The sequence below is a fragment of the Betaproteobacteria bacterium genome (assembly GCA_016791345.1).
In the GTDB taxonomy this organism is placed as follows: domain Bacteria; phylum Pseudomonadota; class Gammaproteobacteria; order Burkholderiales; family JAEUMW01; genus JAEUMW01.
Genome location: JAEUMW010000396.1, coordinates 1 through 2,734, shown reverse-complemented (window position 1 = coordinate 2,734; position 2,734 = coordinate 1). Strand labels below are relative to the sequence as shown.

General features: G+C 66.3%; 4 protein-coding genes. 2 read left to right on the top strand and 2 right to left on the bottom strand.

The features are described from left to right. Positions 1-141 precede the first annotated feature (141 nt). Together JNK68_15200 and JNK68_15195 are read right to left on the bottom strand one after the other, a co-directional pair. On the bottom strand, positions 142-333 hold the full coding sequence (locus JNK68_15200; GenBank protein ID MBL8541691.1) for a hypothetical protein: 192 nt from the start codon (positions 331-333) through the stop codon (positions 142-144). Between the two features lie 34 nt (positions 334-367). Then, the gene (locus JNK68_15195) at positions 368-808 is read right to left on the bottom strand and encodes a hypothetical protein (protein ID MBL8541690.1); all 441 of its coding nucleotides are present in this window, start codon (positions 806-808) and stop codon (positions 368-370) included. 71 nt (positions 809-879) lie between these two features. Between JNK68_15195 and aroC the strand changes: the two genes are divergently transcribed. Beyond that, on the top strand, positions 880-2,040 hold the full coding sequence (gene aroC / locus JNK68_15190) for a chorismate synthase (protein MBL8541689.1): 1,161 nt from the start codon (positions 880-882) through the stop codon (positions 2,038-2,040). 36 nt (positions 2,041-2,076) lie between these two features. Next, on the top strand, positions 2,077-2,734 hold a 658-nt coding region (locus tag JNK68_15185; protein ID MBL8541688.1), incomplete at its 3' end, for an MFS transporter.

Genomic DNA, 2,734 nt, shown 5'->3' with positions numbered 1-2,734 from the left:
TCGGACGTGACCGGCTTCGGTATCGCGTGGGGTATGGAGATGCTGGAGCGGCTGACGGCCGCCGGAGGCGATAACACCGACGGCTGAGCGATCGAGCAGCCGTGTTGACGATCGGGTGCTGCCGCAGTCCTGGCTGCCCCTTCAGCCGCGTCCCCGGTTCTTGTCCCAGACGAAACGCACGAAGCGCTGCCAACGGTTTTCCTTCTGGGCCGCCGCATTGCGTGTCTTTGCGTTCTGCTCCCAGGCGACGCTCTTCTTCGTCTGCTGGTGAATCTGGCGCAGGGTGAGTCCGCCGGGGCCTTTGATCTGGTCGGGGTCGGGACGGTCGGTCATGGCGACGGCTTCAACAGCAGGTTGGAGTGATCGATTATGCATTCCTGTGGCGCTCGGTCCAGCCTTCGAGTTGCGGCGGGCGCAGACCAAATCGAACGGCGTTCCCCGAGTGAAGTACCTTGAATTCCTCCAGAACCAGCGTCACGAAGCGGCCGCGATCGTCCACGGCGACGGATGCGGGCAGGCATCGATGAACAGCATCCTCCGTCGCTGGTAGATCGCCATTGACGATACACCGAATGGCTTCCGCCAGCGCGGTTCTGTGGCGCAGGCGAAAAGTGTCTGGAGGCTGCAGTTGGCCGCGGATTGCGCCGTTCTGCTGGCAGGACCTCTCGTAGGCCCACACGAATACGTCCCGCAGCAGTTTGGCGCGTGCCAAAGTATTGCGCCATTTTATTTGGCGCACAACGGTGATTCTGCGCCAGGAAAAGCGACGTTTTCTGGCGTGCCATCGCGCGAGGACGAGAAGCCCCATGTGCTAGACTTCGACGCCTCGATTGACCCTGCCCGCAGCCGCGGCGGTCGCCTTCGCACTGCGCTATCCCAATGTCCGGCAACACCCTCGGCAAGCTCTTCTGTGTGACCTCGTTCGGTGAGTCGCACGGACCCGCGATCGGGTGTGTGGTGGACGGTTGCCCGCCCGGGCTCGAACTCGCCCAGGCCGACATCCAGAGCGAACTCGATCGCCGCAAGCCGGGCACCTCCCGGCACGTGACCCAGCGTCGCGAGTCGGACACGGTCGAGATCCTCTCCGGCGTGTTCGAGGGGCGGACCACCGGGACTCCGATTGCCCTTCTCATCCGCAACGAGGACCAGCGCAGCAAGGACTACGCGAAGATCGCCAACACCTTCCGCCCCGGTCACGCGGACTACACCTACTGGCAGAAGTACGGGATTCGCGATCATCGCGGAGGGGGCAGGCAGTCGGCGCGCGAGACGGCGGTGCGGGTGGCCGCCGGTGCCATCGCCCGAAAGTGGCTGCGCGAGCGCCACGGCGTGGTCGTGCGCGGTTACCTCAACCAGCTCGGCCCGATCGAAATCCCCTTCGGCAGCTGGGAGGCGGTCGATGAGAATCCCTTCTTCGTGGCGGATGCGACGTTCGTCCCGCGCCTCGAAGAATTCATGGACGCGCTGCGGAAATCGGGCGACTCCGTGGGTGCGATGATCACGACGGTGGCCGAGGGCGTGCCGGTGGGCTGGGGTGAGCCCGTCTACGACAAGCTCGACGCCGACATCGCCTACGCCATGATGAGCATCAACGCCGTGAAGGGAGTCGAGATCGGCGCCGGCTTTGCGAGCGCACGGCAGCGCGGCACCGAGCACAGCGACGAGATGGCGCCGGAAGGTTTTCTCTCGAACAACGCCGGCGGCATTCTGGGCGGCATCTCTACCGGACAGGACATCGTCGTGCGCATCGCGGTGAAGCCGACTTCCAGCATCCGCTTGCCGCGCCGGTCGATCGACAAGCAGGGCGCTCCGGTCGTGGTTGAGACGCACGGACGCCACGACCCCTGCGTGGGCATCCGCGCGACACCCATCGCCGAAGCCATGCTCGCCATCGTGCTCATGGATCACGCGCTGCGGCACCGCGGCCAGAACGCCGACGTGGTCTGCGCCACGCCGCGCATCGCGGCCCGCGCCCCGGATCACCCCGATCGGTTCGACGGCACGCCGGCGGCGGAGAACCCGGACCCCGACGAGGCGTAAGCACCTGGGCGGCGGCTGGCCGCAGTCGACCTCTCCATGACTGACCGCTTTGCGTATCGGTGTCTGTCCCGGTACTACTTCTTCTACTTCGCCTTCATCGGCATCTTCTCGCCGTACTGGGCGCTCTACCTGCAACTCCTGGGCTTCGACGCGCGTCAGATCGCGCTGCTCATGTCGCTGCTCATGGTCATGCGGATTTTCGGGCCGACCCTGTGGGGCTGGGTCGCCGACCGCTCCGGGCGGCGACGCTGGATCATCTGCCTCTCCGCTGATCTGAGCCTGCTTGTCCTGGCGGGCGTGCTCCTCGGATCGAGCTTCGCGTGGCTGTTCTCGGTGATGGCGGTGATGAGCCTCTTCTGGAGCGCGTCGTTGCCGCTGGTGGAGGCGACCACCTTCAGCGTGCTCAAGGAGCGCACCGGGGACTATGGCGTGATCCGTGTCTGGGGCTCGGTGGGCTTCGTGCTGGCGGTGGTCGGCGTGGGCTATTTCCTGGACTGGGCGGGGGTCGCGACCCTCGCTTGGCTTGCGCTGGCGGCAAAGCTCGGCATCGCCGTCTGCGCCCGCGGCGTGCCCGAGACGGGCACCGCGCCCCACGCGGCGGACGCCGGCCCGGTGTGGCGCGTGCTTTTTCGCGCGGATCTGCTGGCCTTCTTCGCGGCCTGTTTTCTGATGGCCGCGGCGCACGGCGCCTATT

Bases quoted from the DNA above. Each gene is read 5' to 3' on its own strand.
- aroC (MBL8541689.1), top strand. From the start codon at position 880: ATGTCCGGCAACACCCTCGGCAAGCTCTTCTGTGTGACCTCGTTCGGT.
- JNK68_15195 (MBL8541690.1), bottom strand. From the start codon at position 808: ATGGGGCTTCTCGTCCTCGCGCGATGGCACGCCAGAAAACGTCGCTTT.
- JNK68_15200 (MBL8541691.1), bottom strand. From the start codon at position 333: ATGACCGACCGTCCCGACCCCGACCAGATCAAAGGCCCCGGCGGACTC.